Source organism: Nonomuraea coxensis DSM 45129 (assembly GCF_019397265.1).
In the GTDB taxonomy this organism is placed as follows: domain Bacteria; phylum Actinomycetota; class Actinomycetes; order Streptosporangiales; family Streptosporangiaceae; genus Nonomuraea; species Nonomuraea coxensis.
Genome location: NZ_CP068985.1, coordinates 4843735 through 4870581, shown reverse-complemented (window position 1 = coordinate 4870581; position 26847 = coordinate 4843735). Strand labels below are relative to the sequence as shown.

General features: G+C 72.9%; 28 protein-coding genes. 10 read left to right on the top strand and 18 right to left on the bottom strand.

Translation table 11 applies throughout. The features are described 5' to 3' along the window. Positions 1 to 83 precede the first annotated feature (83 nt). Entirely contained in the window at positions 84 to 1304 is a 1221-nt protein-coding gene (locus Nocox_RS22895) for an FUSC family protein (protein ID WP_020540474.1), read from the top strand. Here Nocox_RS22895 and Nocox_RS22890 read toward each other — a convergent pair. Together Nocox_RS22890 and pta are read right to left on the bottom strand one after the other, a co-directional pair. Then, positions 1301 to 1843, bottom strand: coding sequence for a GNAT family N-acetyltransferase (locus Nocox_RS22890; protein ID WP_026213783.1), 543 nt, complete (start codon positions 1841 to 1843; stop codon positions 1301 to 1303). The genes Nocox_RS22895 and Nocox_RS22890 overlap by 4 nt on opposite strands. Further along, positions 1840 to 3939 (bottom strand): phosphate acetyltransferase, encoded by a 2100-nt coding sequence (gene pta, locus Nocox_RS22885; protein WP_033407866.1) that lies wholly within the window; start codon positions 3937 to 3939, stop codon positions 1840 to 1842. Before pta ends, Nocox_RS22890 begins: the two co-directional genes overlap by 4 nt. 84 nt (positions 3940 to 4023) lie before the next feature. On the opposite strand from pta, the gene Nocox_RS22880 reads away from it, so the two are divergent. Beyond that, positions 4024 to 4746: a class I SAM-dependent methyltransferase gene (locus Nocox_RS22880; protein ID WP_020540477.1), complete on the top strand. Its 723-nt coding sequence runs from the start codon at positions 4024 to 4026 to the stop codon at positions 4744 to 4746. A 152-nt stretch (positions 4747 to 4898) separates the two neighbouring features. Here the strand turns inward: Nocox_RS22880 and Nocox_RS22875 are convergent, their stop codons facing one another. After that, complete coding sequence (locus tag Nocox_RS22875; RefSeq protein WP_020540478.1) at positions 4899 to 5675, bottom strand: SDR family oxidoreductase; 777 nt, start codon at positions 5673 to 5675, stop codon at positions 4899 to 4901. Positions 5676 to 5851: 176 nt separating this feature from the next. On the opposite strand from Nocox_RS22875, the gene Nocox_RS22870 reads away from it, so the two are divergent. Continuing rightward, positions 5852 to 6019 (top strand): hypothetical protein, encoded by a 168-nt coding sequence (locus Nocox_RS22870; RefSeq protein ID WP_020540479.1) that lies wholly within the window; start codon positions 5852 to 5854, stop codon positions 6017 to 6019. A gap of 111 nt (positions 6020 to 6130) precedes the next feature. After that, positions 6131 to 6970 carry an alpha/beta fold hydrolase gene (locus Nocox_RS22865; RefSeq protein ID WP_211212487.1) on the top strand — a complete coding sequence of 280 codons (840 nt, stop codon included), beginning with the start codon at positions 6131 to 6133 and terminating at the stop codon, positions 6968 to 6970. 43 nt (positions 6971 to 7013) lie between these two features. Here the strand turns inward: Nocox_RS22865 and Nocox_RS22860 are convergent, their stop codons facing one another. The 7 genes from Nocox_RS22860 to Nocox_RS22835 all read right to left on the bottom strand — a co-directional run bounded on the left by Nocox_RS22860 (position 7014) and on the right by Nocox_RS22835 (position 12779). Next, positions 7014 to 8168, bottom strand: a complete 1155-nt coding sequence (locus Nocox_RS22860; RefSeq protein ID WP_020540481.1) for an NADH:flavin oxidoreductase — start codon at positions 8166 to 8168, stop codon at positions 7014 to 7016. An 85-nt stretch (positions 8169 to 8253) separates the two neighbouring features. Next, complete coding sequence (locus tag Nocox_RS22855) at positions 8254 to 8694, bottom strand: hypothetical protein (protein ID WP_020540482.1); 441 nt, start codon at positions 8692 to 8694, stop codon at positions 8254 to 8256. Between the two features lie 32 nt (positions 8695 to 8726). Continuing rightward, positions 8727 to 8852 carry a hypothetical protein gene (locus Nocox_RS43735; protein ID WP_020540483.1) on the bottom strand — a complete coding sequence of 42 codons (126 nt, stop codon included), beginning with the start codon at positions 8850 to 8852 and terminating at the stop codon, positions 8727 to 8729. A gap of 103 nt (positions 8853 to 8955) precedes the next feature. Beyond that, positions 8956 to 9819, bottom strand: a complete 864-nt coding sequence (locus Nocox_RS22850) for a neutral zinc metallopeptidase (protein ID WP_020540484.1) — start codon at positions 9817 to 9819, stop codon at positions 8956 to 8958. Between the two features lie 159 nt (positions 9820 to 9978). Further along, on the bottom strand, positions 9979 to 11166 hold the full coding sequence (locus tag Nocox_RS22845) for a L,D-transpeptidase (protein WP_020540485.1): 1188 nt from the start codon (positions 11164 to 11166) through the stop codon (positions 9979 to 9981). A 150-nt stretch (positions 11167 to 11316) separates the two neighbouring features. Next, positions 11317 to 11934 carry a dihydrofolate reductase family protein gene (locus Nocox_RS22840; RefSeq protein ID WP_020540486.1) on the bottom strand — a complete coding sequence of 206 codons (618 nt, stop codon included), beginning with the start codon at positions 11932 to 11934 and terminating at the stop codon, positions 11317 to 11319. After that, a complete protein-coding gene (locus Nocox_RS22835) occupies positions 11931 to 12779 on the bottom strand; it encodes a metalloregulator ArsR/SmtB family transcription factor (RefSeq protein WP_020540487.1) in 849 nt (282 codons plus the stop codon). The genes Nocox_RS22840 and Nocox_RS22835 overlap by 4 nt, the downstream gene beginning before the upstream one ends. A gap of 89 nt (positions 12780 to 12868) precedes the next feature. Here Nocox_RS22835 and tsaA point away from each other — a divergent pair, with 89 nt between their 5' ends. Continuing rightward, positions 12869 to 13270 carry a tRNA (N6-threonylcarbamoyladenosine(37)-N6)-methyltransferase TrmO gene (gene tsaA, locus Nocox_RS22830; protein WP_020540488.1) on the top strand — a complete coding sequence of 134 codons (402 nt, stop codon included), beginning with the start codon at positions 12869 to 12871 and terminating at the stop codon, positions 13268 to 13270. 90 nt (positions 13271 to 13360) lie between these two features. Here the strand turns inward: tsaA and Nocox_RS22825 are convergent, their stop codons facing one another. Together Nocox_RS22825 and Nocox_RS22820 are read right to left on the bottom strand one after the other, a co-directional pair. After that, entirely contained in the window at positions 13361 to 15505 is a 2145-nt protein-coding gene (locus Nocox_RS22825; protein ID WP_020540489.1) for a TerD family protein, read from the bottom strand. Positions 15506 to 15514: 9 nt separating this feature from the next. Next, complete coding sequence (locus Nocox_RS22820) at positions 15515 to 16417, bottom strand: NAD(P)-dependent oxidoreductase (RefSeq protein ID WP_033407750.1); 903 nt, start codon at positions 16415 to 16417, stop codon at positions 15515 to 15517. 50 nt (positions 16418 to 16467) lie between these two features. Here Nocox_RS22820 and Nocox_RS22815 point away from each other — a divergent pair, with 50 nt between their 5' ends. Beyond that, positions 16468 to 16875 (top strand): MerR family transcriptional regulator, encoded by a 408-nt coding sequence (locus Nocox_RS22815; protein ID WP_020540491.1) that lies wholly within the window; start codon positions 16468 to 16470, stop codon positions 16873 to 16875. Between the two features lie 30 nt (positions 16876 to 16905). Here the strand turns inward: Nocox_RS22815 and Nocox_RS22810 are convergent, their stop codons facing one another. Both Nocox_RS22810 and Nocox_RS22805 read right to left on the bottom strand, forming a co-directional pair. Further along, positions 16906 to 17535 carry a hypothetical protein gene (locus Nocox_RS22810; RefSeq protein WP_020540492.1) on the bottom strand — a complete coding sequence of 210 codons (630 nt, stop codon included), beginning with the start codon at positions 17533 to 17535 and terminating at the stop codon, positions 16906 to 16908. Between the two features lie 90 nt (positions 17536 to 17625). Further along, positions 17626 to 19044 carry an MFS transporter gene (locus Nocox_RS22805; RefSeq protein ID WP_246649498.1) on the bottom strand — a complete coding sequence of 473 codons (1419 nt, stop codon included), beginning with the start codon at positions 19042 to 19044 and terminating at the stop codon, positions 17626 to 17628. Positions 19045 to 19104: 60 nt separating this feature from the next. Here Nocox_RS22805 and Nocox_RS22800 point away from each other — a divergent pair, with 60 nt between their 5' ends. Both Nocox_RS22800 and Nocox_RS22795 read left to right on the top strand, forming a co-directional pair. Further along, the gene (locus Nocox_RS22800) at positions 19105 to 19554 is read left to right on the top strand and encodes a winged helix-turn-helix transcriptional regulator (protein WP_020540494.1); all 450 of its coding nucleotides are present in this window, start codon (positions 19105 to 19107) and stop codon (positions 19552 to 19554) included. Positions 19555 to 19720: 166 nt separating this feature from the next. Then, entirely contained in the window at positions 19721 to 19858 is a 138-nt protein-coding gene (locus tag Nocox_RS22795) for a hypothetical protein (protein WP_169576986.1), read from the top strand. Here the strand turns inward: Nocox_RS22795 and Nocox_RS22790 are convergent. The 3 genes from Nocox_RS22790 to Nocox_RS22780 form a co-directional block, all read right to left on the bottom strand. Then, positions 19812 to 21200, bottom strand: a complete 1389-nt coding sequence (locus Nocox_RS22790; protein WP_020540496.1) for a hypothetical protein — start codon at positions 21198 to 21200, stop codon at positions 19812 to 19814. The genes Nocox_RS22795 and Nocox_RS22790 overlap by 47 nt on opposite strands. 223 nt (positions 21201 to 21423) lie before the next feature. Beyond that, positions 21424 to 22245 carry a hypothetical protein gene (locus Nocox_RS22785; RefSeq protein WP_020540497.1) on the bottom strand — a complete coding sequence of 274 codons (822 nt, stop codon included), beginning with the start codon at positions 22243 to 22245 and terminating at the stop codon, positions 21424 to 21426. Next, positions 22245 to 22799: an RNA polymerase sigma factor gene (locus Nocox_RS22780; protein ID WP_020540498.1), complete on the bottom strand. Its 555-nt coding sequence runs from the start codon at positions 22797 to 22799 to the stop codon at positions 22245 to 22247. Before Nocox_RS22780 ends, Nocox_RS22785 begins: the two co-directional genes overlap by 1 nt. A 102-nt stretch (positions 22800 to 22901) precedes the next feature. Between Nocox_RS22780 and Nocox_RS22775 the strand changes: the two genes are divergently transcribed. Both Nocox_RS22775 and rph read left to right on the top strand, forming a co-directional pair. Then, positions 22902 to 23204, top strand: coding sequence for an HAD family hydrolase (locus Nocox_RS22775; protein WP_211212488.1), 303 nt, complete (start codon positions 22902 to 22904; stop codon positions 23202 to 23204). Between the two features lie 112 nt (positions 23205 to 23316). Continuing rightward, complete coding sequence (gene rph / locus Nocox_RS22770) at positions 23317 to 25869, top strand: rifamycin-inactivating phosphotransferase (RefSeq protein ID WP_246649886.1); 2553 nt, start codon at positions 23317 to 23319, stop codon at positions 25867 to 25869. Between the two features lie 12 nt (positions 25870 to 25881). On the opposite strand, the gene Nocox_RS22765 is transcribed toward rph, so the two are convergent. Next, positions 25882 to 26823 carry a LysR family transcriptional regulator gene (locus Nocox_RS22765; protein ID WP_020540501.1) on the bottom strand — a complete coding sequence of 314 codons (942 nt, stop codon included), beginning with the start codon at positions 26821 to 26823 and terminating at the stop codon, positions 25882 to 25884. Positions 26824 to 26847 lie beyond the last annotated feature (24 nt).

Genomic DNA, 26847 nt, shown 5'->3' with positions numbered 1-26847 from the left:
CCCGTGGTCCTGGTGAACTCCGCGATGCCGCTACCCAGACAAGCCCGTCTCTATCAGGCGTCCTTGCTGGGCAGGTGACAGACATGGAGACCGAACCGGGACGGGGGCGCGACAGCGGAGGCTCCCCGCTCGGCCGCATCGTGCGGAGCGGGGCGGCGGCGATCGCCAACATCCACCGGCAGGGCCTCGGACGCTGGCTGCAGATGGAGCGCGAGGACCTCATCCAGACGATCAAGGTGACGGTGGCGTGCGTGTTCGGCTGGTGGCTGGCCGCGTACGTGCTGAAGGTCGACCTGGCGGTGCTCGTGCCCATCGGCGTGCTGCTGACGGTCTCCGCCACCGCGTACGACACCGTGGTCCGGGGCGTTCAGCAGGTCGGCGCGGTCTTCGTCGGCATGGCGGCGGCGATGACGCTGATCTGGCTGATGGGCGTCAACGGCCTGACCCTGGGCGTGCTCGTGCTGGCGGGCCTGGTGCTGACCCGCCTGCTCAACCTGCCCGAACGCAACGTGCAGATCCCGATCACGGCGCTGCTGGTGCTCGCGCTGGGCAAGACCTACGGCTTCGCCCGCCTGGGCGACGTGCTGCTGGGCGCGGTCATCGGCATCGCCGCGAACCTGCTGATCCTGCCGCCGCGCTTCGTCGACACCGCGTTGCGTGAACTGAGCGACCTGTCCGGCGAGCTGTCGGAGCTGGCCCACGACATCTCCCGCGGCCTGCGCTCCGAATGGGACAAGGACATGGCCGAGGACTGGCTGGGCCGGGCCAGGGACCTGTCGCGGCGCCTGGAGCAGACCAAGGAGACGAGTGACCAGGCGGAGGAGTCGGTACGCCTGTCGCTGCGCCGCCGCCGCTACGACCGCCGCCTGCGTCAGGTGGCCGAGGCCGCGACCTGCCTGGACCACGCCTGCCACCAGTTGAGGGGCGTCGCCAGGGGCCTGGCGGACCTCGTGTCGGGGGTGCGCGGGCTGCCGGCGCAGGAGGCGGCCGAGATTCCCCGCCCGCTGTCGGAGGAGGTGGACGCGCTGTCGCGGCTGTTCGGCGCGTTCGGGCGGCTGCAGCTCGGCCGCGGACGCGAGGAGGCCATGCGGGAGCTGCGCGAGGCCCTGCGCGACGGCGAGCGCCAGCAGCACGTCTCCCAGTCGATGTTCGGCCGGACGCGCGACGACCGGCTGCGGACGCTGCAGGGGGCGCTGCTGGAGGACTGCGCGCGCATCCGGCACGAGTTCGACCCCGACCACGGGCCGCACCGCGACGCCTTCCCCCGGCCGGCGGCCAGGAACTCCCGGGAGGAGTCAGCCTAGGTCGGGGTGGGGGACGTACCGGTCGGGGCGCAGACGGGTGAGCGCGGTCTCGTCGGCCATGAACGTGTCCTGGTCGGCGATGCGCCAGCCCGCACCCAGCAGCAGGGGCACGAGGGGGTGCGGGCCGGGGACGGCGATCCGCCCGCTCCCCGCGCCGGTGGCGGCCAGGGCGCCGAGCACCGCGTCGGCGCAGTCGCGCGGCGTGACGCCGCCCGCCGGCTGGCGAAGGTGACCTTCGGCCCGTCGCCGGCCAGCAGCTCGGCCAGCAGGCTCCGCCCGACGCCACCGGACTGCCGCTCGGGCAGCACGAACAGGTCACCGAGGTGCGTGAGGTCCGCACGCCGCAGCGTCCCCCCGAACCCGGCGGCGGCCCCGTCGCCCTGGGCGATCAGGAGGGTGCCGAACGCGCGCTCGGCGTCCAGGAAGTCGGCACCCTGCGGCCAGCCGGACAGCAGCCCGAACCGGCGGGCGATGCGCCGCACGGCGGGCATGTCCGCGTCCGTGGCGGCGCGCACCGCCGGCCGTGGTTCCGCGCTCACCGGCGGGGAGCGGGGGAGAGGGCCACGTCCTCGGAGCTCGTGACGGGCCCGGCGGGCACGTCGTCGCGCACCTGCGCGGCGGTGATGGCGACGGTGGTGACGATGTCGGCGACCGTCGCGCCCCTGGACAGGTCGTTGACCGGCTTGCGCAGGTTCTGCAGCACCGGCCCCACCGCGACGGCGCCGGCGCTGCGCTGCACCGCCTTGTAGAGGTTGTTGCCGGTGTTGAGGTCGGGCACCACGAAGACGGTGGCGCGGCCGGCCACCTCGCTGCCCGGCATCTTGGCGTGGGCGACGGCGGGGTCGATGGCGGCGTCGTACTGGATGGGGCCCTCCACCGGCAGGTCGGGGCGGCTCCGGCGCACCAGCTCGGTCGCCTCCCGCACCTTGTCGACGTCCGCGCCCGCGCCGGAGGCCCCCGTCGAGTACGACAACATCGCGATCCGCGGCTCCACGCCGAACAGCGCGGCCGTGCGGGCCGAGGCGATCGCGATGTCGGCGAGCTGGGCGGCGTCCGGGTCGGGGTTGACGGCGCAGTCGCCGTACACCAGGACCCGGTCGGCCAGGCACATGAAGAACACGCTGGAGACCAGCCCGAGGCGCAGCAGCTCGAACGCGGGCCTGATGGTGTGCGCGGTGGTGTGCGCGGCCCCCGACACCATGCCGTCGGCCAGGCCGAGGTGCACCATGAGCGTGCCGAAGTAGGACACGTCGGTGACGGCGTCGCGGGCCAGCTCGACGGTGACGCCCTTGTGGGCGCGGAGGGAGGCGTACTCGCGGGCGAAGCGCTCGCGCAGCTCGGGGTCGAACGGGCTGATCACGGAGGCCCCGTCGAGGTCCAGGCCGAGCTGGGCCGCCTGCGCCGCGATGCGCTCGCGGTCGCCGAGCAGGGTCAGCTCGGCGACGCCGCGGCGCAGCAGCACCTCGGCGGCGCGCAGGATGCGCGGCTCGTCGCCCTCGGGCAGCACGATGTGGCGGCGGTGGGCCCGTGCCCGGTCCAGCAGCTCGTACTCGAACATCAGCGGCGTGACGACGTCGGTCCTGGCGATGGCCAGCCGGTCCAGCAGCACCTGGCCGTCGACGTGCTCGGCGAACAGCCGCAGCGCCGTGTCGATCTTCCCCTCGGCGGCGGGCGTGAAGCGGCCCTGCACGGCCGACAGGCGGGTCGCCGTGTCGAAGGTGTCGCGGTCGGTGGCGATCACCGGCAGGGGGATGACCATGCCGCGCAGCAGGCGCTCGACCGGGGAGGGCAGCTCCGTGCCGCCGGTCATGATCACCGCGGACAGGGAGGGGAAGCCCGGCGCGGTGTGGGCGGCGATCAGGCCGGGCAGCAGCGCGGCGGCCCGGTCGGACGGGATGATGAGCGCGGTGCCCTCGGTGTAGCGGTCGAGGATGTTGGGCAGCGACATGGCGCCCACCATCAGGCCGCTCGCCTCGCGGCCGAGCCCCTCGCGCTCGCCCAGGAAGAACGCGCCGTCGCAGGCCTGCAGCAGGTCGGCGACGGTGGGGGCGCGCAGGGACGCCGCCTCGGGCAGCACGAACACGGGTGTCGGGTGCTTCAGCGCGGCGGGCAGCCCGGCCGGCGCCTCCGCGCGGGTGACGACGACGGCGAGCTCGCGGGCGTGGTGGTGGGCGAGCTGCCGCGACGACAGCTCCACGGCGGCGGCCACCTCGTCGGTGGTGCGGCCCCGGGCGCTGACCACGTTGAGCACGGGCGTGCCCAGGTCGGCGGCGAGCCGGGCGTTGAACTCGAACTCGGTCGGCGCGCCCACGTCGGTGTAGTCGGTGCCGACGACGACCACGGCCGCGCAGCGCCCGGCCAGCTCCCGGTAGCGGGCCACGATGTCGCCCGCGGCGCGGTCGGCGTCGGCGTGCACCTCGTCGTAGGTGACCCCGGCGCAGGCGTCGTAGGGGAGGCCGAGCTGGAAGCGGCTGCGGATGGTGTTGATGAGGTTGTCCTCGCGGCCGGCCCGCACCACGGGCCGGAACACGCCCACCGTGCCCACCTGCCGGGACAGCAGCTCCACCATGCCGAGGGCGACCGTGCCCTTGTTGCTCTCCGCCTCGCCCGCCGCGACGTACACCGCACGTGTCATGCGCCCCATTCTGGCCCGTCGCCGGAGGTGGATCGTACGTTTATCCGGTGGCGGCCGGTTCCGCGCGGTGTCTAGGGTCGCGTCATGGCAGAGGAGTTCGAGGACCCGCGGCTGGCCGCCGTGTACGACCCGCTCGACCCCGACCGCTCCGACCTCCTCGTCTACGCGGCGATCGCGGCCGAGCTGGGCGCGCGCAGCGTGCTGGACGTCGGCTGCGGCACCGGGACGTTCGCGCTGATGCTGGCCGCGCGCGGCCTGGAGGTGACCGGCGTCGACCCCGCGGAGGCGTCGCTGGCCGTCGCCCGCGCCAAGCCGGGCGCCGAGCGGGTGCGCTGGATCCACGGCGACGCCCGCGCGCTGCCGCCGATGGCCGTGGACCTGGCCACGATGACCGCGAACGTCGCCCAGGCGATCGCCGAGCCGGACGACTGGTCGGCCACCCTGGACGAGGTGCGCCGGGCGCTGCGGCCGGGCGGGCGCCTGGTGTTCGAGACGCGGGTGCCGGCCCGCCGGGCGTGGCTGGCGTGGAACCGCGCGGACTCGTACCGGGTGGCCGACGTCGAGGGCGTGGGCCGGATCGAGCAGTGGTTCGACCTGCTCGACGTCAGCGGCCCGCTGGTCACCTCCCGCGGGACGTGGGTGTTCGCGGCCGACGGTGCGGTGCTGACATCACAGTTGACGCTGCGCTTCCGCGAGCGGGAGGAGGTCGAGCGGGACCTCGACGCGCACGGATACGCCCTGGACGAGGTCCGCGACGCCCCGGACCGGCCGGGCCGCGAGTACGTGTTCCTGGCCCGCGTCCGGTGACGCTATGTGACGGCGGAGGTGACAGAACCCTGCCTTGACGTCACTCTGCGTGACGAGCGAGAGTGAGAGACGTCAACGCCCACCCACAAGGGGGCCGGCCGGTCTTCTTCCCTGGTCCACACCGGCCGGCCCCTCCCTCCTGGGAGCCGGCGTCAGCTCGCCTGGCCGGTCGGCATGAGGGTGACCTGCTGCAGGTTCGCCCGGGGCGGCAGGCTCGCGAGGAAGCCGATCGTGCGGGCGACGTCCTGCGGCGCCAGCCACTCCATCGCCTGCCTGGCCCCCTCCAGCCAGGCCCGCGCCCCTTCGTCGGTGACGTGGTCCTGCAGCTCGGTCGCGACGATGCCGGGCTCGATCGCCGACACCCGGACGTTCTTCGCCCCCAGCTCGGTCCGCAGGTGCCGGGACAGGTGGGTGACGTACGCCTTGGTCGCGGCGTAGACGGCGAAGTTCGGGAAGATGTTCTGCGCCGCGATGGACGAGGTGTTGACCAGGTCGGCCACGCCGCGCTCGGCGGCCGTCTTGACCAGCTGGGGGACGAACGCCCCGATGACGTTCATCAGCCCCGTGATGTTGAGGTCGATCTGGTGCCGCCACTGGTCGGTGGCCAGCTCCTCCACGGGCGCGGGCAGCATGACGCCGGCGTTGTTGAACAGCAGGTCGGCGCCGCCCAGTTCGTTCGCGACGCGGTCGGCGGCGGCGCGCACCGACGCCTCGTCGGTCACGTCGGCGGCGAGGGCCAGAGCCTGCCCGCCGGCCCGCGTGACGCGGTCGGCCAGGGCGTCGAGGCGCTCGGCGCGCCGGGCCAGGACGACGACGTGCGCGCCCAGCTCGGCCAGGTGCTCGGCGGTGGCCTCGCCGATGCCGCTGGAGGCGCCGGTGACGACCGCGACGCGGCCGGCGAGGGGACGGGCGAAGGTGTGGATGGTCATGAGAGGTGAGCCCTTTCGGTGTCCTGTGCGGGGTTCCGCCTCTTCAGCACACCAGCCGGCGACCCCCTGCGGAGGGGCCCGGAGCTGCCCTGACCAGGCAGGTTCCCTGGAGGCAGGTACTGGCAGGGCCACCTTCGACGGGAGCCGCGGCGTCCGGTCCGGCCACAATGGGAGGCATGGACCGTAGCCGCGAGTCGCTGCAGCCGCCGGGGGATCCGGACCAGACGTTGTGCGTCTACAACGTGGAGTCGGGCTCCGCGACCGAGCAGGCCCTGCGCCTGCTCGCCGGCTGGACGGCGCCGTCGCTGCCCGGCCATGAGCTCAGTTATGAATCTACAATGTAAAGGCGCCGGGTTCGCGCATCCCTCCCAAGATCAACATCGGAACGGGCTTCGCCCGTACGCCAGCCGCGAACCCCGCTGAGCGGGCCGGGTTCCGCTCCTACGATGTCGGCCATGGTGATGATCGACGGTCTGGCGTGTGAGGAGATCGGCGAGGGGTCCGCGGTGGTGCTGGTCCACGCGGGCATCGCCGACCGGCGCATGTGGAGGCGTCAGCGTGAGGTGTTGTCCGCTCGTCATCGGGTGATCAGTTATGACTGGCGGGGGTACGGCGAGTCGGCTGATCCGGTGGGTGAGGTCGTGCATCACCGGGACCTGTTGCGGGTGATGGACGGGCTCGGTGTGGAGCGGGCGGTGCTGGTGGGCGGTTCGATGGGCGGCTCCCACGCGGTGGAGGCGGCGTTGGTGGCGCCGGACCGGGTGGCGGGGCTGGTGTTGATCGCTTCGGGGTTGTCGGGTCATGTGTGGCCGGAGGACATGCTGGCGCAGGCGCGGGAGCGGGTGCACAGTACGGTTCCCGCTGATCGGCTGGCTCTTTACAGGAGCGGCACGGCGGAGCGGGTGCTTGCCGAGGATGTCGGGGCGTTCGCTCGTGCGCATGTGTTGTGGCAGGTGGCGGGGCCGGATCGGGGGGTGGACGACCTGGATCCGGAGGTGTGGGAGCTGGCGGTGGCGATGATGTGCGGGGTGTTCGAGCGGTCGTGGAGTTGTCCGCCGGTGTCTGAGCGGCATCTGTCGGCGGAGGGCCGGCTGGGTGAGGTCGGTTGTCCTGCTCTGGTGGTGAACGGGTTGGCGGATGTGCCGGGGATTCAGGAGGTGTCGGGGTTGCTGGTGGAGGGGATCAGGGGTGCGCGGCGGCTTGATCTGGCGGGGACGGGGCATTTGCCGCCGTTGGAGCGGCCGGCGGAGGTGAATGCGGCGTTGGTCGGGTTTTTGGCGGGTTTGGGGTGGTGAGTGGTGGGTCAGGATGCGCTGACGACGGTTCTGCTGGACGGGCTCAGGTGAGGACGCAGCGGGTGCCGGTGTAGATCGTCGGCATGCACTTGTTGCAGTGGACGCACAGGGAGCGGGTGGCCGGGTCGGTCCTGAGGCGGTTGACGAGGTCGGGTTCGCGCAGGAGGGCGCGGGCCATGGCGACGAAGGCGAAGCCCTCGTCCATGGCGAGGTCCATGGTGGCGCGCTGGCTGATGCCGCCGAGCAGGATCAGGGGTGTCTTGAGGGTGGCGCGGAAGCGGCGGGCGGAGTCGAGCAGGTACGCCTCCTGGTAGGGGTAGGCGCGGATGAAGCGTTCGCCGGCGAGTTTGATGCCGAGGCGGGCGGGTTGTTTGAAGTTGGCGGCGAATTCGTGGATGGGGGCGTCGCCGCGGAAGAGGTACATGGGGTTGAGCAGGGAACTGCCGGCGGTGAGTTCGAGGGCGTCGAGGCTGCCGTCGTGTTCGAGCCATTGGGCGACCTGGAGGCTTTCCTCGATGGTGAGGCCGCCGCGTACGCCGTCGTCCATGTTGAGTTTGGCGAGGATGGCGATGCGGTCGCCGACGGCGTCGCGGACGGCGCGGGCGGCGGCGAGGGCGACTTTGGCGCGGTTGGGGAGGGGGCCGCCGTATTCGTCGTCGCGTTTGTTGAGGCGTGGGGAGAGGAAGGCGCTGGCGAAGTAGTTGTGGCCGAGGTGGATCTCGACGGCGTCGAAGCCGGCTTCGGCGGCGAGGCGGGCGGCGGTGGCGTGGGCGGCGGTGATGCGTTGGATGTCGGCGGTGGTGGCGCGCCGGGTCATGGCGAGGGCCTGGGGGTTGAACGCGGCTGAGGGGGCGAGGGCGGGCAGGCGGTTGGACTTGCTGTTGGCGACGGGGCCGGCGTGGCCGATCTGGGCGGAGGCGGCGGCGCCTTCGGCGTGTACGGCGTCGGTGAGGCGGCGCAGGCCGGGCAGGGCGTCGGGGCGCATCCAGATCTGGCGGCGTTCGGTGCGGCCTTCGGGGGCGACGGCGCAGTAGGCGACGGTGGTCATGGCGGCGCCGCCGGCGGCGTGGGCGCGGTGGAAGGCGATGAGGTCGTCGCTGACGAGGGCGTTTCTGGTCATGCCTTCGAAGGTGGCGGCCTTGATGATGCGGTTGCGCAGGGTGAGGGGGCCGAGCTTGGCGGGTTCGAACACGTCCATGTCGGGTCTCCGGGCGTCGGGGCCGCTTTCAGTGAATCACTGATGGGTGCGCGGTTGGAGAGCGACGGGGGCATTCTGCCGGTTGTCAGGGGTGTCCTTCGAGGTGGCCGCCGAGCCGGGTGTGGAGGGTGGTCAGGAGGTGGGGGTCGGCGACGATGGTCCATCGGTCGCCGGTGAGGTAGGTCCCGCCGTAGGGCTGGGCTTCGTCGAGCCAGGCGCGGGTGCCGTCCTGGGTGGCGAAGGTGAGGATGGTGTAGCGGCCGGTGGGGGTGTGGCAGGTGATCTGGCGGAGTTCGGTGGCGTCGACCTGGGTTTTCGGGTCTGTGCAGGCGACGGCTCGCAGGAGTTGTGCGGTGTCGGCCTGGGGGAGGGGTTCGTCGCCGGAGGGGTGCTGGTGGTGGCGTGTGGGGTGGGCGGTTTCGGTGAGGGCCGGGTCGGGGGTGAGGAAGGTGGTGGCGGCCAGGGTGAGGCCGATGAGGATCAGGCAGGTGGCCGTGATGGTGCGGAGGCGTTGCAGCGGGGGCATGTGGCCAGGTACGCGGGGCGCGGCCCTTTGGTTCAGCGAGTGCGTGAGTTGTCGCTGTGGCGGATGGCGGTGCGTACGGCGGTGTAGATGATGACCCACAGCAGGACGGCGGGGATGAGGAGGGTGAGGATGATCTCGGGTAAGCCGATGTTGACCATGTGAGGACTGTAGGGCGCCGGGGTTGAGGAATGTTTGACGTTTGGTGAAACGGGTGCGCCCGGCCGGTGGAGGGTCGGCCGGGCGCGGTGGGGGTGGGTCGGGTCAGGTGGTGGTGCGGGGGGAGGCTGCCCAGGTGTTGCAGGCGCCGGGTGAGCCGCTGTTGTAGCCGCGGGTCATCCAGGCGGCCTGGGTGGGTCCGCGGCCGTGGTCGTTCTGCGGCCAGGCCTTGGCGCCGTTCTGGCGGAACCATTCCACGGTGCCGTCCCACTCCTGTTCGGTGAAGAGGGATCCGCCGCGCTGGGTGGACATGAAGACGGCGGAGAAGCACTCGGCCTGGAGTTCGGAGTTGCGGGAGAGCTGGAGGCGTTGGGCCTTGCCGGCTCTGGCGTTGGCCGCGGCGTAGTAGTTCCAGATCTTGGAGATGTTCTGGACGTGGTGGCCGTACTCGTGGGCCATGAGGCGGGCGATTCCGAGGGGGAACGGCTGGCGTAGTTCCCGCTTGGTGATGAGCATGTACATGGTGCGGTCGCCGGAGCAGTAGAAGCCGGCGGCGCCGGTGGCCCAGCCGCCGCAGGCGTTGCCGACCTTGCGGGTGATGATGCGCAGGCGTGGCTTGGAGAAGGGCATGCCGGCCTTGCGGAACTGGGTGGCCCATGCCCTGTTGAGGCAGTCGGTGACGCGGGTCAGGAAGCGCCGGTAGGCGCTGGTGCTGCCGGTCGGGAGGGAGCCGGGGTTGCAGTTGACCTGGGCCAGGCGGCCGGTCCGGTAGATCCGGTTGTTGGTGGCGAGTCCCTTGTTCAGGGCGGTGGTGTTCGTGGTGGCGGTCTGCTGGGCCTGCGTCACCGAGGTGGTTCGGGAGCTGGCCGATGCGTTCGCGACGCCGGGGAAGGTGAACACCTGGGAGGTCGCGGCGACCGCGAGTGCCAGAGCGGCAGTTTTGAGCTTGGTGTGGTGGTTGTGATCCATAGGATCACAAAGACTAGGCCAAATGATGACCAAGGGGTGCGCACTTCGTAAAAGAGAAAGTGAGGGCACTTGGGGCACTCTGCCGGGGGCGTGCGGGGGGTCGAGGGGGCCGGGCACCGGGACCGGTCAGTGCGCGGACGGGTCCCGGTGGGCGGGCGGTCAGGCGTCGCTCGGCCTGTCCTGGTCGCCCGGCGTGTGGAGGGCGCTGCCCGCCTGCCATTCCGCCCATGACTTGGCCCACGGGTTGGGCCCGTTGCCGAACTGGAGCTTGTGCGAGGTGCCGACGACCTTGATGATGTCGCCGCGCTGGGTGAAGTTGTAGAACCAGCGGGCGTGGCCGGTGCTGGCGTTGACGCATCCGTGGCTGACGTTGCGGTGGCCCTGGTCGCCGACGGACCAGGGGGCGGCGTGGAAGAACATGCCGCTGTAGGTCATGCGGACGTTCCACCTGGTGCGTGAGCGGTACAGGCCCGGCTGGCCGATGGTGGCGGAGTCCATGATCATGTCGGGCACCTTCTCCTGGGCGATCATGGTGCCGGACCAGCTCTCGTAGCCGGGTTTGCCCAGGCTGACGGGGATGGTCCGGACGACCTTGCCGTTCTTGCGGACCACGGCGCGGTGGGCGCCGTTGCGGATCCTGGTGATGTGCTGGGGGCCGACGGTGAAGGTCACGCGGCGGTCCTTGGCGCCCCACACGCCGCGTCCGACGCGCAGCCCGGCCAGGTGGGCGACCACCGTGACCTCCTCGCCGGACGGCCAGTACGCGCGCGGCCGGTACTGCACCTCGCGGTCGCTCACCCAGCTCCAGGAGCCCTCGACGGGCTTGGACATCTCCACCGTCAGGGCGCGCTCGACCGCGGCGCGCTCCTCGCGTCCGGTGACCGGTCTCGACAGCTGGAGCTGGATCGGCATTCCGACGCCGACGCGCTCCCCGTCCAGCGGTGACATGCCGCCGTCCAGCACCCGTGCCGGTTTGAGGGTGGTGAACGTGGCCCGCTCGGTGACCTGCTTGCCGTCGGTGCCGACGGCCTGCACGCGCACGGTGTAGGCCGTGGACGGCTTCAGCGGCCACTGGGGCCGCCAGGTCCCGTCGGTGCCGGTGGTGCCGCTGATCTGGCGGCCGCCGGGGTCGGTGACGATGACGCCGGTGACCTGGCCGTCGGTGACCTTGACGTTGATGCCGGTGTCGGGGGCCACCTTCCGTGTGCCGTCGCCGGGCGTGATCAGCAGCCGGGCGGGGACGCCCCGCCGCTGCTGCTGGGGCGGTGGGGCGTCGGGGGCGCACGCGGCGGTCAGGAGCAGCACCGCCGTGCAGGCGCTGAGGAGTAGGGTGCCGCCGGTCCGCATCGTGAGTGCCTCCAGTTCCCGCAAAGTAGGCATAAGTGGGGCTAGGTGGCCCCTTATTGATACGGATAGCGCCATTCCCACTACTGACAGTAATCATGCGAAGATGTCGCGAACGGCGGCAGATGATCACAAGTCGGCCCGGCGGCCCTTCTAGCGGACGCGGTCGTAGACCAGGGCGATCTCGCCGAGTTCTCCGCACTCCTGGTGGGTGAGTCTCCACGTGGAGGCCGGCAGGCCGTCGTCGAACAGCCGCTGCCCGCCTCCGGCGATCTCCGGGAAGATCATGAGGTAGAGCCGGTCGAGCAGGTCGGCCGCCAGGAGCGGCTTGATGACGCTGGCGCTGCTGTTGACGAGGATGTCGCCCGCGCCGGCGGCCTTCAGTTCGGTGACGACGTCGGCCGCGGGGGCGTTGACCACGCGGGTGCGCTCCCACGGCGCCTCGGTCAGGGTGGTCGACAGGACCACCTTCTCCGTGCCGACCAGCCAGGTAGCGTATCCGCGATCACGCGGTTCGGCGTCGTCGTCCTCGGCGACCGAGGACCAGTAGCCCATGAACCCCTCGGCGTTGACCCGGCCGAGCAGTGCCGTCGTCGCGTTCTCCCAGATGCGGTTCATGTGGTCGCGCGCGACCTCGCTGGTCACGTAGGGGGCGAAGGCGGCGAAGTCGCCTGGCCCGCCGGGGCCGTGGTAGCGCCCGTCGAGGGTGAGGCTCAGGTTCGCGGTCACCTTGCGGCCGGTCAGGTCGGTCGGGTCGGTCGTTTCGGTCATGTCGTGCTCCTGGGGTTGTCGGCGGTGGTGCGGGGGGTGGCGAGGGTCGCGGCGAGCTTGTCGAGGCTCTGGCCGTAGCCGATCTCGATGCCCGCCACGAAGTCCGCGGACTCGACGGCGCTGTCGGTGATCCGGAAGTGGACGTCGAGGTCCGTGCCGGTGCCGGTGGGCCGGAGGCCGAGGTCGAGGTGGGCGGTGAAGGCGCGGGTGCCGTCGGGGAGCTCGGGGGAGAGCCGGTAGGCCAGGCGCTCGTGCGGCCGTACGTCGTCGACCACTCCGCGCGCCCGCCCGACGACCAGGTCGGAGCCGTCGGCGTCCTCGGCGTCGCGGTACTCGTGGACGATCCGGCCGCCCGGCCGGGCCTCGAAGACGAGCTCGGAGACGCGCAGGTCCTCCGGCGTCCACCAGCGGGCGAGCAGGTCGGCCTCGGTCAGGTGCCGCCAGACCTCCTCCGGCCGCCCGGCCAGGGACCGGTGGAAGGTGAACGAGCGGCCGTCGGCCCAGCCCGGCGCCTGGGCGGCGAGCCGTTCGGCGTGGACGTTGAGCCCGTAGCGGTCGTAGGTCTCGTGGGAGCCGCCGGCCTGGTCCGCGGTGTCGGCCAGCCGGGTGAGGGCGTCCGCCAGCTCCCGTAGCGGCCCGGGGCGCAGCGCGTAGACGCGGCGCTGGCCGGAGCGCTGGGAGGTGACGAGGCCGGCGCGTTCAAGGCTTTGCAGGTGCTTGGTCGTCTGGGGCTGGCGGGCCCCGGCGAGCTGGGCGAGGACTCCGACGGGCCGGGGCCGTTCGGCCAGCAGGCCCACGAGGCGCCAGCGGGCCGGGTCGGCGAGTGCGGTGAGGATCGCGTCCATGCCGAGAATCATTCACCACAGAGAATATTCGTGTCAAGGAATAATCTTGGCTCTGGCGCACCGGGCGTGCTCTGCGATAAGGAGGGATCATGACGTACGAGATCAGGCCGATCGGAGCGGTCGAGTCGCCGCTGGAGGACCGGGCGAGCGCCCCGAAGCAGGGCGTGGAGGGCGCTCCGGACGCCTGGCTGGTGTTCGAGCCCGCGATGGCGGAGGGGATCGCCGATCTGGCGGCCGGTGACGAGGTGTTCGTCCTGACGTGGCTGCACCTCGCCGACCGGACCGTGACGGCTGTGCATCCGCGCGACGACCCGCGCAACCCGCTGACGGGGGTCTTCAGCACCCGCTCCGCCGACCGGCCCAACCCTGTCGGGCTGCACCGGGTGCGGGTGCTCGCGGCCGACGGGCTGCGCGTCCGGGTGGCCGGGCTGGAGGCCGTGGACGGCACGCCGATCGTCGACGTGAAACCGGTCCTGGACGCGGCGCGCTAGGAAGCTGAGGCGAGGAGAGCGGGAAGGCTGGATGATCTTTTCGAAAGAAAGAGAAGGAAGCCCTCCCATGGCCTCGCGATCTTCATCCTATCAGGCGGGGATCAGCTCGTGCAGTGTCGCCGGCGTGTGGACGGTGGCGCCCTGCGGCGCGTCGGCGGGCGCCCGCAGGCCGAGGTAGGTGGTGCGCTCGCCGGTCGAGCCCCTGCGGGCCAGCAGGCCGGTCAGGTAGCGCACCGTCAGGTGGTCGCGCTCGACGATCGAGCGCACCAGCAGGGCCGTGCTCACCCGGTTGCCCTCCACCTGGTTGAAGGCGGGGTGGCCCTTCAGGTAGAGGTGCAGCCACTTGGCCCGCCAGCCGCCGTCGCCGCCGCGCAGGAACACCAGCGGCAGCGCGACGCGTCCCGCGCCGCGCAGGTCGGACTTCATCCGCACCGTACGCGGCTCGAACGGCAGGCCCTGCTGCGCGGCGTCCCTGGTCATGAAGCCGAAGAAGGCCTCGGCGGCCTCGTCGAACGGCTCGCCGGCGTAGATGTTGACCTGGGGGACGATGACCGGGCGGGTGGCCCGGCCGAGGTCGATGTCGATGAACTCGCTCGCGCCGTCGGGCGCGGAGGTGAGGTCTCCGGAGTACGTGGCGAAGTCGTTGGTGTAGTTCGTCCACGAGACGTACTCGGGGTCGCCGTACTCCTCGTCCAGCATGAGCGCCGACAGGTCGTAGTCGGTGCGCCGCCCGGCCTGCCGCCAGTGGACGAAGAAGCGCAGCAGCTCCCCCTCGACCGGCGACAGCGAGCCGCGCGGCAGCATGCCGAGCCCGGGCACGACCGCCTTGGCCGACAGCGGCAGCGCGACGTCGAGCATGGCGGGCTCGACGACGACCCTGCCGAGGTCGGGCAGCCGCCGCGTGATCTCCTCGTCCAGGAGCTCCGCGACCTGCGACAGCACGTCGGGGGCGAGCGGCGGGCGGGTGTCGGCGCTCGTCCAGGCCCGGCCGTGCCGGTTGACGAAGACCCGCCCGGCGGCGGGGGCGAGCCGGTTGTGCAGGTGCTCGCGCAGCGACAGCAGCACCCGGCCGGACGCGGCCCGCGCCGCCGTCGCGGCCGCCGCCAGCACCCGCTCCTGCTCGGTGCCGGTGCGCAGCAGGTGGTCCAGGCGGCGCAGCAGCGCGCCGGGCGAGCCCGACAGCAGCTCGGCCGCCTCCTGCGTGCGCCCGGCCGCGAGCGCCTCCTCCACCCGGCTGCCGAGCCCGCGCGCCCGGAGCTCGCCGCGGGCGACGTCGAAGACGTGCGCCGCGCGCGGCAGGTGCGGGTACTCGTGCGGGTGCAGGCGTTCGCCGAGCCGCTTCCACTGCTCGCGCAGGCGGGGCACCTCGCCCAGCGCGGCCTGCGTGGCGACGGCGTCCAGGGCGCGCAGCAGGGCGCGGCGCTCGGCCCGGCGGAAGGAGCGGAACCTGGTGGCGGTGGCCAGCGTGACGTCGCCGCCGGAGGCGCCGCAGGCCAGGCGGAGCACGTCGGTCACGGTGTCCACGAGCAGCGGCAGGCCCGCGGCCAGGCGTGCCTCGTTGACGACGGCGCGGTTCTCCCGCACCGGCACGGTCTCCGGCGCCTCAGCGGCGGCGAGCTCCGGGCAGTGCCCGGCGCAGTACGCGGCCAGTTCGCGCAGCGCGGTCAGGTCCTCGGCCGGCAGCGGCACCTGTGAGCCCGCGAGCGAGAGGTACAGCTCGCGTGCCTCCGACCGCAGGTCGCCGCCCAGGTCCAGCACGGTGACGCGGTCGCCGGCCAGCGGGATCAGCTCGGCGTGCGCGGCCACCAGGTCGGCGTGGGTGTGCGGGTAGCGGCCGTAGCCGGGCAGGGTGAGCAGGTTCAGGGTCCGCGGCGTGACCGCCTGGGCGGAGGCGTCCGGGTCGGGCAGCGCCCGCCGCAGCAGGCCCGCCCAGAACTCGGCCGTGTCGGGGACGTTGCGGGGGAAGTCGATGAAGTAGGCGTTGTGCCGTACGTGGTCGCCTGCCAGGTGGCGGACGGCGGCCAGGATCCGTGCGCCGAGGTCGATCACGCTCTCCCCGGGCAGCCGCGACAGCCGTTCCAGCAGCGCCGGCGAGCAGGTGAAGCCGGCGCTCAGCAGCGCGGCGTCGAGCCGGCGGGCCGCCGCCTCGCCCCGGCCCGGCCGGGAGGTCCCGGGGGCGGGGTCGAGGGGCACGCGTAACCTGCGGGTGATGACGAGGCTTTCCAGGTTGTCCACCGGCGTACCTTATCGCCGATGATCATCGGTGGCGGCTCGCGGCGTGGTGAACTCCTCGATGAGCACGGGGTACTGCTCACCGCCGTGGCCGGCGGCGATCGCGCGGTCGGCCATCGCCTTGAACAGCCTCGGCAGCCCGGCGTCGACCCCCACCGCCTCGCTCTCCTCGATGAGGTGGCTCATCGCCCGCGCGTCGGTCTCCAGGGCCGACACCTCGGCGGGGAAGGAGCCGCTGTCGATCTGCTCGGCGTACCCGGGCAGCCACTCGGCGACCAGGGCCGCGATCCGCCGGGCGAACGGCGCGTACGTCGCGGCGTCGACGCCGGCCGTCCCGACCAGGGCCGTGCCCTGGAGCCAGCCGTTCAGCACGCTCCACATCATGGCGAGGCCGGCCACGTCGTACAGGGACGCCAGCCCGTGGTCCGCGCCGAGGTGGGTGACGGTGCCGAGCGCGCCGAGCGCCGGCCGGTGCGCCTCGAAGTCCGGCCGTGGCCCGCTGAGCAGGATCTCCGCCTCGGCGGTCCCGATCGCCGGGGGGACGGCCATGATGGCGCCGTCGAGGTAGCGGGCACCGCGCTGCCCGGCCCAGCAGGCGGTGTCCCGGGCCTGGGCGGAGTCGCCGGAGGTGAGGTTGATCAGCGTGGTGCCGTCCAGCGCGTTCTCGTGCGCGCCGAGCAGCTCGCGCACGGCGGGGTAGTCGGTGAGGCAGATGATCGTCAGGGGGCCCGCGCGGAGCGCGTCGCCCGCCGTCGCCGCCGGCCGCGCGCCCTCGGCCACCAGCGGGCCGGCCTTGGAGGGCGTACGGTTCCACACGGTCGTGGGGTGCCCGGCCTTGAGGAACGCCCCGGCGAGTGCCCGGCCCATGAGCCCGAGCCCGACGACGGTCACAGGTGTTTCGGTGGTGCGGTTCATGGCAGCATCGTCGACGTTGACACCGGTATGAAGGTCAAGCGAGGTTCGGGATGCTGATCGGGGAACTGAGCCGCAGGACGGGCGTGCACACCCACCAGTTGCGCTACTACGAGGCGCAGGGCCTGCTGCGGCCCGCACGGGGCGCGAACGGTTACCGCGAGTACGACGAGGACGCCGTGCTGCGAGTGAGGCAGATCCGGCACCTGCTCGGCGCGGGCCTGTCGTCGGAGGACATCGCGTACCTGCTGCCCTGCGCGACCGGAGAGGCCCCGGAACTGATCGGCTGTCCCGAGCTGCTGGCGGCGATGCGGTCACGGCTGCGGCGGCTGGACGATCAGCTCGGCAGGCTGGCCCGATCCCGTGAGGCCCTCGCCGGCTACATCGACGCGGCCGAGCGGGCGGGCGGCGGGAGCTACCCGCCGTTGACCGCGTCGGCCATGGCCCCGTGCCCCGCCTGAGAGGCCCAGCGGCGCGGAACGCGTCCGTCGTCACCCGGAGGCCGGGGCGGGCGCGAGGTGGCGGGAACGCCAGAAGGGGTAGCCGACCGCCGTGAGAACGAAGAAGATCGGGGCCGGGTTGCCGAAGACGAGCAGGGCGAGCGCGAAGTCGGCCACGGGCACCGCGAGGACGACGTACGGGAACCAGGCGGGCGGCGCGGGCGACGGCACGGGCTTGGCGGTCCAGGGGGTGCGTTTCCACGGTTTGGCGATCGAGAGCCACCCTTGGAAGGCGATGGCCGAGGCCATGAGCAGCGTGCCCACGGGCATCGCCGGGGTGGGCGCGGTCCCGCCCTCGGCGAGGGCGGTCAGCGCGGGGCCGAGCAGGAGGATGGCGACGTTGAGCTGGACCAGCGAGATGACGGACTTCAGCAGCACCCACCAGTACTGGAAGTAGCCCCACCGGGTGAGCGCCGAGAGCATGAAGCCGGTGAAGATCGACCCGTTGGCCAGGTGCACCAGCACGTTCTCGTCGAGCAGTTCCGCCATCACGTAGGCGTTGCGGTCGCCCGTGGCCATGCCGTACACGTTCAGGGTGAACAGGGCGAGTGCCTGGCTCATCCAGCCCACCGACGTCAGCACGTGCAGCCATACCAGCAGGTTGCGGTTCGTGCGTCCCATGACCCGTCCTAAGCGTAGGCTGTCTATATATAGGCAGCCTACACAAGGAGGGGGTGGCGCGCCGCCCCTATGAGGGTTCCGCGGCGCCGGTCATCGGGCCGGCGCCTTCCTGCGCAGGCCGAAGGCGCTGACGGCGGCGGCCAGGACCGCGGCGGCGATGGGCACGGCCAGGGCGGCGCGATAGCCGTCGAGCATGCCCGCCGTGCCATCCGCCGCGCCGCCCGCCGTGGTGGCGACGATGACGGCGGTGCTGGCGGCGAGCCCGAGCGCGGCGCCGAACTGGAAGGAGGTGTAGAGCAGCCCGCCGGCCACTCCCTGCTCGCTCTCCGCCACGCCGTCGGTCGCGACGATGGTCAGCGGCCCGTAGGCGAGGGCGAACGCCACCCCGAGGACGATCATGGTGGGGAACATCGCGAGGTAGACGGTGTCCGGGCCGATGGGCAGGAACAGGACGTAGGACAGCACGGCCAGGAGCAGCCCCGCCACGATGACCTTCGCGTTGCCGAAGCGGTTGACCAGCCGGGGCGTGAGGGTCGGGGCGAGGACGGCGTCCGCGCCGACGGCCAGCATGGCCAGGCTGGTCTGCAGCGAGCTCCAGCCCCGCAGCTCCTGCAGGTACAGTACCGCGATGAACTGGAAGCCGAAGAAGGCCCCGGCGAACAGCAGGCCGGCCAGGTTGGCCCGGACCAGCGGCCCGGAGCGCAGGAGGCCCAGCCGCAGGAGCGGAACGGCGGACCTGCGCTCGACCACCACGAACAGGCCGAGAAGGGCGAGCCCCGCCGCGACGGTGACGGCGGTCGAGGCGGCGTCGGCGTGGGCGGCCCGCTCGACGCCGAGGACCAGCAGCATGATGGCGGCGGTGACGGTGACCGCGCCGAGCACGTCCACGCGCCGGTCGCCGGGGCGTTCGGCCGGGGCGGCGGGAATCAGCGGCACGGCCAGCAGGAGGACGATCAGCGCCAGCACGGCGGGCGCGAACAGCACCAGCCGCCAGTCGACGGCGGCCAGCAGGCCCCCGAGGACCAGCCCGAGCGAGAAGCCGCCCGCCGCGGTGCCGGAGTAGACGAGGAGCGCCTGGTTGCGCGGCGGTCCTTCGGCGAAGCTGGTGGTGATGATCGACAGTCCGGCCGGGGTCATGACCGCCGCGGCGACGCCGGCCACGAAGCGGGCGGCGATGAGCTGCCAGCCCTCGCCGGCCATGCCGCCCAGGGCGGAGACGACAAGGAAGATCGCGAGCCAGGCCAGGAACATGCGGCGGCGGCCGAACAGGTCGGCGGCCCTGCCGCCGACCAGCATGAACCCGCCGTAGCCCAGGACGTAGGCGCTGATCACCCACTGCAGCTCGCCGGTGGACAGGCCGAGGTCGGCCCGGATGGCGGGCAGCGCCACGTTGAGCATGGCGACGTTGATGCCCTCCAGGAAGATCGCTCCGCACAGGACGAACAGCGTTCCCCAGGCGCGCGGGGTCATCCTCAGCGAGGCCGACGGGGGTTGAACGGTGGTGGACACAGGAACCTCTCCAATGGTTCTCTTTCGTAACGAAGGAATCTTGCGTCACCATGGAGAGCTATGGAAGAAGGCACTTCAAAGGCACCGGGTTACTGCACGGGAACCGAGGACGACGAGGCCAGGCAGTGGGACGTCCGGGCGGACTGCGACGTGCGGCACATCCTCGACCGCGTGGCGGACAAGTGGTCGCTGCTGGTGATCGCCCTGCTCGACAGGAGGACGATGCGGTTCACCGAGCTGCGCCGCGCCGTGGACGGCGTGAGCCAGCGGATGCTCACCGTCACGCTGCGCCGGCTGGAGCGGGACGGGCTGGTCAGGCGGACCGTCTACCCGGTGGTGCCGCCCCGGGTGGACTACGAGCTGACGCCGCTCGGCATCTCCCTGCACGAGGTGATCAAGTCGCTGGTGGTCTGGACGGAGGAGCACCAGCAGGAGATCTCCGCCGCGCGCTCCGCCTACGACCGGCAGGCCGCGGAGGAGGAGGGCCTGCTCCAGCCCGCGACCGGGTGACACCGGCGCGGCGGCGGAGCCGGCCCCGCCCGGGCAGGCCGGCCGGGCCGCCCGCGACGAACTCCGAGAAGATGACCGGCAGCCGGGTCTCCACGCCCGGCAGGCCGTTCGGCATGGCGCGCACGTCGGAGCGGCGCGACTGCTTCTGCGCCACGTCGTAGCAGCAGTGGTCGCTGCCGATGAGCACGCCGACGGCGCCCGCGACGGCGCCCAGGAGGCGCGCAACGGGCGGGCCTGCCGGGTCGGCGCGCAGCTCGTCATCCGCGACTCCACCGCGCCCCCGGCGACCCGTCGCGACGGCTGAACGCCAGAGCGGCCGCCAGGCAGGCGACCGGGACGACGGGCAGGACATAGCGGTGGTCGAAGTCCAGGACGGCGACCGGGCCGACCAGCAGGCCCACCGCGACCGCCCACGGCAGCAGCGCCACGGCGGGCCGCAGCGCCGCGGCCACCCCGCCGAGCAGCAGGATCGCGCCCAGCAGGGGGCCGCGCAGGTAGGCGACGTACTGGTAGGCGACGAGGAAGTCCGCGTACGGCGACACCGAACGCATGCCGCGCAGGTCCGGGTCGTACTCACGCTGGACCTTGGCGGCCAGCGGCTGCGCGGCCAGCGGCCAGCGGCCGTGGCTGAAGCCGAAGGCGGGCGTGACGCGGGCGGGATGCGCGATCGGGGTCCAGGAGAAGGCGATGGCGGTGTCCCGTACGACCTTGCCCAGATAGTCGAGCGGCTGGGCGGCGATCGCCCGGAGCGCGAACGAGCGGGCGAGCCCGTTGTGGGCGAAACGGTCGCCGGGCAGGAGGTTGAGCGAGGAGCCCGGGGCCCACACGTACTCGGAGGCGGCGTCCAGCTCCGTGCCGTTGGGGCAGAGCCGGGCCTCGGCGGGCGGCGGCTGGACACGGGCGCAGTCGGCGAAGGTCATCGTACGGGCCCACAGCGCGACGCCGTCCGCGCCGCTGAGCGCGAACCGGCCGTGGTGCTGGGCGTACCAGGCGGCGTACGCGGCCAGCGGCAGCGTCCCCGCCAGGCCCAGCGCGGCCAGGCGGCGCCAGCCCGCGCGCCGCACGGCCAGCACGAGCACGACGAGCAGGAGCAGCGGGAGCGCGATCGTCCGGGTCAGCGCGGCCAGCGCGAACAGCAGGCCCGCCACGGTCGCGGCCCGTACGGACAGGCGCGGCGACCACATCAGCACGGCCAGGCCCGCCACGACGAGGAAGATGAATTGGGTGTCGGACAGGACGGCGTGCTCCAGCCGCAGGAACGAGGCGTCGAACAGCGGCGGCACGGTCGCCGCTGCCGCCGCCCAGCCGGGCAGCGACCTGCGGCGCAGCACGGCGTACACCAGCACGGCGACGCCCAGGCCGAGCGCGTGCTGGACGGCCACGACCAGCTCGACGCTGTGGAACGGCAGCAGCGCCCGCAGCAGCAGCGGATAGCCGATCGGGTGGAAGGCCGCCGACGGGGCGAGGTGCGCGGCGGTGTCGAGGTAGGTGTAGGAGTCGTACCAGTAGAGGGTGGCCGGGCGGTAGCCGAGCATCGTCACCACGCGCAGCGCGGCCGCGCAGGCGAGCAGCACGGCGAACGCGCCGTGACCGGCGAGGGGGCCGCGCCGCGAGGGCAGCACGGCGGGAGGAGCGTCGAGGAGCACACGAAATCCGATCGGCGGGGAACACGGGGAGGCCCGCGCACGCGGCAGCGGCACGCGCGGCGGAGGAAGAAACCCGCACGCGCGCGGCAGAGGCACGCGCGGCGATGGAAGAAGCCCGCAGGCGCGCGGCGACGGCACGCGCGGCGGTGAGAGGAGCCGGCGCGGCGGGCTCGGGGGCCGCGCCGGCAGGGGGAGCCCCGTTCGCGGGGCTCCCCGGGGTGGATCAGCAGCGCGGCTCCGAGGTCTGCTCCTCGGCGCGCGGCTCGGGCCCGACCAGCAGGAGCGCCTCGCCGTCTGCGCTCATGACGCCGTCGTGCACGTACCAGCCGGCGGGGGCCGAGGGCTGCGCATGCTGCCAGTCGGCGACGTACGCCGGGGTCACGCCACGCTCGCGCAGCATCGCCGCCACCTCGGCGACGGTCTTGTTGACGTAGGCCACGCAGTGCAGCGGCTCGCCGGGCATGGCGATGCCGGGCGGCATCTTGTACTTCTCGCCGGGCCTGGCCCGCCTGCCGAGCGTGATCCGGGCCTTCTTGTCGAAGTCGGCCGGCACCTTGACGCCGATCGGGCAGCCGCCGGACCGCTCGCAGGAGCCGGGGGCGTCGATCGTGGTGATCGGGCCCTCGGCGGGCACCGCCTGTCCGGCCCGCAGCCGGTCCAGGTCGTGCAGCACGAAGATCTGCCCGGCCTGGCTGGCGGAGGTCGGCACCACGGCGAGCGTGATGTCCAGGCCCCGGGCCTTCAGCTCGCGCTGGTACACCTCGGGCTCGGCCATCAGGTCCTTGACCGTGATCACGTAGTCGCCGTCCACGAGCCGGATGTCGAGCGCCGCGGAGGCGGGCGCCTGGGCGACGCCGAAGGAGAACAGGGTCGCCAGCGTGGCCAGGACCGGCACGGCCGCCCATGCGCGGCGGCGGCGGGGCGCGCGGGCCTGCGCGGTGACCGGGCGCGCGGTGATCTCGTCCATCAGTTCCCTGGCGGTCGGCGTCATGCCGGGGCCGGGATCGGGGGCGAGGCTCGCCACCAGGCGGTCGAGGTCGTGCATCAGATCGCTCCCTTCGACAGTTCCATGGCACGCAGGCCGATGGCAGCGACGTCGATGCCCGCCGCGCGCAACTCCCTGGCCAGGCGTTTACGGGCGCGGTGCAGCCGCAACCGGGCGGCGCCCCGCGAGCACCCCAGGACGGTGGCCACCTCGTCCGAGCCCAGCCCCTCCCAGCCGACCAGCGAGAGGATCTCGCGATCGTCGGGGCTCAGCCGCGCGAACGCCTCCCGTACACCCGGGAGCGCGCCGCCCGGCCGGTCCGGCTCCGCCCACGCGGCCAGCTCCCGGCCGAGCCGCTCCACCAGCTCGCCGCGGCGCGACTCGGCCCGGCGGCCGTTGGCCAGCACGCGGCGGGCCACGCCGAACAGCCACAGCCGCGCGTCCCGCCCCTCGGGGATGTCGTCGAGGCGGCGCCAGGCCGTGGTGAACGTCTCGGCGAGGGCGTCGGCGGCGTCGTCCGGCGACTCCGTACGTCGCCGGACATAGGCGAGGATGTCGGCATAGTTGGCAACGTAGATCACCTCGAAACGCCGCTTGTGGTCAGGGGGAGTCACGCTGCCTTCTCTCGTCCGGGGTCCCGACATCCTGTACCTGTCCGGACCGTCCGGATCGTTTCACCCCGATTTCTGTCGGCGTCGGATGCGAGACTCCGCGCCGTGCATTCCCTGCTTCCAGGCGGGCGAGAAGAGCCGGGCATCGTTCGCGGGGAGCTGCGTGACCAGCGGTTCCAGCTGCCCGCCGGGGTGACCGAGGTGTCGCTGGACGAGGTGGCGGCCGTCGGCGACAACCCCAACGACTTCGACGTGATCGCGGCGGCCGGTTTGGGCGTCGCGGTCGGGGACGGCCATCCCGGCGTCGGCGCGGCCGCCGGCACGGTGGTGCGGGCCTGCGCGGACGGTGCCGTGGCCGATGTCGTGGGCCTGGCGTTCCGGGCCAACGGCTGGTGCGGCGATCCTTGATCCCCTTTCACTCTATAGCAGATCAGCGCCCCTCATGAGAAGTCAGAAAGTGCTCCATACTTGCCCGTTGCGTACCGACCGGACGAACGATGGAGCAACCGAATTGGGCTACGTGCTGGGTTTCGCGCAGATCGACTCGACGAACATCGCGGACGTCGGCGGCAAGGGAGTGGGCCTCGGCGAGCTGTCGCGGATCGACGGCGTCCGCGTGCCGGACGGCTTCTGCGTCACGACGGACGCCTTCCGCCGGGTGGTGGCCGCGGCGCCGTCGTTCGGCGACCGGCTCGACCTGCTGGCGCGCGTCGATCCTGACGACCGCGAGGCGATCCGCGAGGCGAGCGCCGAGGTCCGCCGTGTCGTCGAGGACGTCACGGTGCCCGGCGAGCTCGTGGCGGAGATCGGCGACGCGCTCGACCGGCTCGGCGCGGGAGCCGCGTACGCGGTGCGGTCCAGCGCGACCGCCGAGGACCTGCCGGGCGCGTCGTTCGCCGGCCAGCAGGACTCCTACCTCGACGTCGTGGGCCTGGCGGAGATCGTCCGGCACGTCCGGAGGTGCTGGGCGTCGCTGTTCACCGAGCGGGCGGTCACCTACCGGCGGCGCAACGGCTTCGACGACCGTCAGGTGCGGATGGCCGTGGTCGTCCAGCGGATGGTGGTCCCTGACGCGGCCGGGGTCCTGTTCACCGCGGACCCCGTGACCTCCGACCGGAAGGTCGCCTCGGTGCAGGCCGTGCGGGGCCTCGGCGAGGCGCTCGTGTCCGGCCTGGTCACCGGCGACGTCTACGCGGTGCGCGACGACCGGGTCAGCGCCACGGCGCCGGCCGACGAGGCGCGGCCGGTCCTGACGGACGCCCAGGTCGTGGCCCTGGCCCGGCTGGGCCGCCGGATCGAGGCGCACTTCGGCCGCCCGCAGGACATCGAATGGTGCCTGACCGGCGACGACTTCCACATCGTGCAGAGCCGGCCGATCACCACTCTGTTCCCCGTTCCCGAGAGCGGCGACCAGGAGAACCACGTCTACGTCTCCGTCGGCCACCAGCAGATGATGACCGACGCGATGAAGCCGCTCGGGCTCTCGGTGTGGCAGCTCACGACGCCCCGGCCGATGCACGAGGCCGGCGGGCGGCTGTTCGTCGACGTCGCCGCCGCCCTGGCGACGCCCGCGGGCAGGGACGGCCTGTTCGCGACGCTGGGCAAGGACGACCCGTGGATGCGGGACGCGCTGCGGACCGTCATCGACCGCGGCGACCTCATCCCCTCGCGGCCCGACATCCCCTCGCGGCCCGACGCGGGGGCGCCGGCCGGGGCGCCCGCCGGCCCGCCGCCCGCACCGGCCGAGCCCGACCCGGCCCTCGTCACCGAGCTGATCGAGGCGGACAGGGAGTCCCTCGCCACGCTGCGGAGCACGATCGCGACGCTGTCCGGGCCGGAGCTGATGGAGTTCATCCTGGCCGACCTCGCGGAGCTGAGGCGCGCCCTGTTCAGCCCGCGGAGCTCCCAGGCGATCATGGCGGGCATGGAGGCGTCGTGGTGGCTCAACGACCATCTGGAGACGTGGCTGGGGGAGAAGAACGCCGCCGACGCGCTCACCCAGTCGGTGCCGCACAACGTCACCTCCGAGATGGGGCTGGCGCTCCTCGACGTCGCGGACGCCGTCCGGCCGCACCCCGAGGTCGTGGCGGTCCTGCGCCGCGTCGCCGACGAGGGCCGGGAGGGCGCGGGGTTCCTGGACGAGCTGGCCGGGCTGCCCGGCGGGCCGGGGGCGCGGGCCGCCATCCTGGATTTCCTCGACGAGTACGGCATGCGCTGCGCGGGCGAGATCGACATCACCCGGACCCGCTGGAGCGAGAACCCCGCCCTGCTCGTGCCCACCATCCTCGGCAACGTCAGGAACTTCGAGCCCGGCGCCGGCCGGCGGCACTTCGAGCAGGGACTCCAGGAGTCGCGGCGCAAGGAGCAGGACGTGCTGGCGCGGCTGCGCGCCCTGCCCGGTGGGGAGGCGAAGGCCGAGGAGACCAAGCGGATGATCGACCGTGTCCGCGCCTTCACCGGCTACCGCGAGTACCCCAAGTACGGCATGATCAGCCGCTACTTCGCGTACAAGCAGGCGTTGCTGCGCGAGGCCGACCGCCTCGTCAGCTCCGGCGTCCTGCGCGAGCGGGACGACGTCTTCTTCCTCCGCTTCGAGGAGCTGCGGGAGGCCGTGCGCACCGGCGACGTGGACGCCGGGCTGGTCGCGGAGCGGCGGGCGGCGTTCCGCACGTACGAGACGCTCGTCCCGCCCCGGGTCTTCACCTCGGACGGCGAGGTCATCACCGGCCGCTACCGGCGCGAGGACCTGCCGCCCGGCGCGCTGCCCGGCATCCCGGCCTCGGCCGGGACCGTCGAGGGCCGGGCCAGGGTCGTCACGGACATGGCGCGGGCCGACCTGGAGACGGGCGACATCCTGGTCACCGCCTACACCGACCCGAGCTGGACCCCGCTGTTCGTCGCCGCCGCCGGACTGGTGACGGAGGTGGGCGGCCCCATGACGCACGGGGCGGTGATCGCCAGGGAGTACGGGCTGCCGGCCGTCGTGGGCGTCGAGCGGGCCACCCGGCTGATCCGCGACGGGCAGCGCATCCGCGTCAACGGGACCGACGGCCACGTGGAGGTGCTCGGCTGAGGCCGCCGCGGCTCAGCGCCGCTTCGCCCACCCTGGCACCCACGTCCCGGCGGCGCCGTGACCGTCCGACGCGGCGGCCAGATGGTCGCGGAGCGTGGCCAGCCCGGGGTGCGGGTTGTCGCGGTGCCACAGGAGCGAGTGCGGGTAGACCGGCGTGGGATCGGTCACCGGGATGCGGCGCAGCCCGTGACCGGCGGGCCAGACCAGACGGGTGTGCCCGCCCATGAACGTGGCCAGCGCCGGAGTGTCGGCGATGGTGTCGAGCAGCGCGTCGGAGCCGAAGTTGGGCCCGGTCGCCTCGATGGCGAGGCCGAACTCGGCGACGAGGTCGTCGTAGTAGGCGGCCCACTCGGTGCCGGGGTCGAGGCCGGGCATCCAGATCCGGTGCCCGGCGAGCTGGGCCGGCGTCACCGACCGGGCGGACGCCAGCGCGTGCGCGGGGCCGGTGAGGAGCTGGAGGGGCTCGTCGAGCACCCGTACGGAGGCGATGTCCTCCGGGAGCGGCCGGCCGGGCGCGGTGACGGCGCGGAAGGACGCGTCGATCGTGCCGGACCGGATGGCGGCGACGGCGGCCTCGATGTCGTGCAGCATCACCACGCCGAGCTCGATTCCTGGGTGGGCCTGGTGGAAGGCGCGCATGAGGCCGGACGCCGCGCCGCGTGAGGCGATCACGTCGACGCGCAGCGGCCGGCTGCCGGTCCGTACGGACGCGACCGCGCGCTCGGCGACCCGGAGCAGGTCGCGGGCGTGGGGGAGGAACGCCTGCCCGTCGATGCTGAGCGCGGCGCCGCGCGGCGTGCGGGTGAACAGCCGCACGCCGAGCTCGCGCTCCAGCGCGGCGACGCGCTTGGAGACGGCCTGCTGGGTGATGGCCAGCTCGGCGGCGGCCTCCTGGAACTGCCCGGCGTCGGCGGCGGCGACGAAGGTCCGTACGGTGTCGAGATCCACGCCCACACCCTACGGCTACAACAGCCGGTT

Excerpts from the sequence above, each read along its gene's own strand:
- Nocox_RS22895 (WP_020540474.1), top strand. The coding sequence starts at position 84 with ATGGAGACCGAACCGGGACGGGGGCGCGACAGCGGAGGCTCCCCGCTC.
- pta (WP_033407866.1), bottom strand. The coding sequence starts at position 3,939 with ATGACACGTGCGGTGTACGTCGCGGCGGGCGAGGCGGAGAGCAACAAG.
- Nocox_RS22880 (WP_020540477.1), top strand. The coding sequence starts at position 4,024 with ATGGCAGAGGAGTTCGAGGACCCGCGGCTGGCCGCCGTGTACGACCCG.
- Nocox_RS22875 (WP_020540478.1), bottom strand. The coding sequence starts at position 5,675 with ATGACCATCCACACCTTCGCCCGTCCCCTCGCCGGCCGCGTCGCGGTC.
- Nocox_RS22870 (WP_020540479.1), top strand. The coding sequence starts at position 5,852 with ATGGACCGTAGCCGCGAGTCGCTGCAGCCGCCGGGGGATCCGGACCAG.
- Nocox_RS22865 (WP_211212487.1), top strand. The coding sequence starts at position 6,131 with ATGGTGATGATCGACGGTCTGGCGTGTGAGGAGATCGGCGAGGGGTCC.
- Nocox_RS22860 (WP_020540481.1), bottom strand. The coding sequence starts at position 8,168 with ATGGACGTGTTCGAACCCGCCAAGCTCGGCCCCCTCACCCTGCGCAAC.
- Nocox_RS22855 (WP_020540482.1), bottom strand. The coding sequence starts at position 8,694 with ATGCCCCCGCTGCAACGCCTCCGCACCATCACGGCCACCTGCCTGATC.
- Nocox_RS43735 (WP_020540483.1), bottom strand. The coding sequence starts at position 8,852 with ATGGTCAACATCGGCTTACCCGAGATCATCCTCACCCTCCTCATCCCC.
- Nocox_RS22850 (WP_020540484.1), bottom strand. The coding sequence starts at position 9,819 with ATGGATCACAACCACCACACCAAGCTCAAAACTGCCGCTCTGGCACTC.
- Nocox_RS22845 (WP_020540485.1), bottom strand. The coding sequence starts at position 11,166 with ATGCGGACCGGCGGCACCCTACTCCTCAGCGCCTGCACGGCGGTGCTG.
- Nocox_RS22840 (WP_020540486.1), bottom strand. The coding sequence starts at position 11,934 with ATGACCGAAACGACCGACCCGACCGACCTGACCGGCCGCAAGGTGACC.
- Nocox_RS22835 (WP_020540487.1), bottom strand. The coding sequence starts at position 12,779 with ATGGACGCGATCCTCACCGCACTCGCCGACCCGGCCCGCTGGCGCCTC.
- tsaA (WP_020540488.1), top strand. The coding sequence starts at position 12,869 with ATGACGTACGAGATCAGGCCGATCGGAGCGGTCGAGTCGCCGCTGGAG.
- Nocox_RS22820 (WP_033407750.1), bottom strand. The coding sequence starts at position 16,417 with ATGAACCGCACCACCGAAACACCTGTGACCGTCGTCGGGCTCGGGCTC.
- Nocox_RS22815 (WP_020540491.1), top strand. The coding sequence starts at position 16,468 with ATGCTGATCGGGGAACTGAGCCGCAGGACGGGCGTGCACACCCACCAG.
- Nocox_RS22810 (WP_020540492.1), bottom strand. The coding sequence starts at position 17,535 with ATGGGACGCACGAACCGCAACCTGCTGGTATGGCTGCACGTGCTGACG.
- Nocox_RS22800 (WP_020540494.1), top strand. The coding sequence starts at position 19,105 with ATGGAAGAAGGCACTTCAAAGGCACCGGGTTACTGCACGGGAACCGAG.
- Nocox_RS22785 (WP_020540497.1), bottom strand. The coding sequence starts at position 22,245 with ATGCACGACCTCGACCGCCTGGTGGCGAGCCTCGCCCCCGATCCCGGC.